This is a genomic window from Rhizobium sp. SVR5-2C (assembly GCF_056755115.1).
Genome location: NZ_JBNDHT010000293.1, coordinates 1 through 1103 on the forward strand (window position 1 = coordinate 1; position 1103 = coordinate 1103).

Genomic DNA, 1103 nt, shown 5'->3' on the forward strand with positions numbered 1-1103 from the left:
GACGGTATGGTCAGCAAGCCGGGGACCTTCGACATCGAAGCCCTGATGAAGGAGTTCCCGATCGAAAGTCGTACCTACCGGATGCGCTGCGTCGAGGCCTGGTCGATGGTGATTCCATGGGACGGCTTCCCGCTTGCGGCGCTGCTCGACAAGGTCGAGCCGCTGGGAAGCGCCAAATACGTCGCCTTCGAAACGGTTGTCCGGCCGGACGAAATGCCGGGGCAGAAAGGGATATTCCAGTCGCTGGATTGGCCCTATGTCGAGGGCCTGCGCCTTGACGAAGCCCGCCACCCGCTGACACTGCTGGCCGTCGGCCTCTACGGCGAGACCCTGCCCAATCAGAACGGGGCGCCGATCCGCCTCGTCGTGCCGTGGAAATATGGCTTCAAGGGAATCAAGTCGATCGTGCGCATCACGCTCACCGACAAGGAGCCGAAGAATACCTGGCAGGTTTCCAACTCGCAGGAATACGGCTTCTACGCCAATGTGAACCCCGCGGTCGACCATCCGCGCTGGAGCCAGGCGACCGAGCGGCGGATCGGCGAGAGCGGATTTTTCGGCGCAAGCCGTCACCCGACGCTGCCCTTCAACGGCTATGCCGACGAAGTGGCGAGCCTCTATGCCGGCATGGATCTGAGGGCGAATTTCTGATGGCCGGACTTTCGCTCGCGCTTCCGAAACGCTGGCAGCCTGCTTCCGTTTGGGCGCTCTACGCGGTGGGCTTGATCCCGGCAGTCTGGACCTTCTATCTCGGCGCGACGGATCAGCTCGGAGCCGATCCGGTGAAGACCTTCGAGCTCTTCCTCGGGCTCTGGACGATTCGCTTCCTGATCCTGACGCTCGCCGTCTCGCCCGCGCGCGATCTCTTCGGCTGGAATTATCTCCGCTATCGGCGCGCTCTTGGGCTGCTCACCTTTTACTACGCGCTGATGCATTTCACGGTCTACATGGTGCTGGATCAGGCATTGGTCATTCAAGCCGTCATCGATGACGTCGCGAAGCGACCCTTCATCATGTTCGGCATGGGCGGCCTGGCACTTCTGGTCCCGCTTGCGGTGACGTCCAACAATTTCTCGATTCGCCGCCTCGGCCAGAACTGGATC

Annotated in this window: 2 protein-coding genes; both read left to right on the plus strand. The window is 61.7% G+C overall.

Annotated elements, in window-relative coordinates:
• On the plus strand, window positions 1-651 hold a 651-nt coding region (msrP, locus tag ACPYOI_RS35710; protein WP_481424130.1), incomplete at its 5' end, for a protein-methionine-sulfoxide reductase catalytic subunit MsrP.
• Window positions 651-1103, plus strand: a 453-nt coding sequence (gene msrQ / locus ACPYOI_RS35715) for a protein-methionine-sulfoxide reductase heme-binding subunit MsrQ (RefSeq protein ID WP_481424131.1), incomplete at its 3' end; no start/stop codon positions are given. The genes msrP and msrQ, both read left to right, overlap by 1 nt.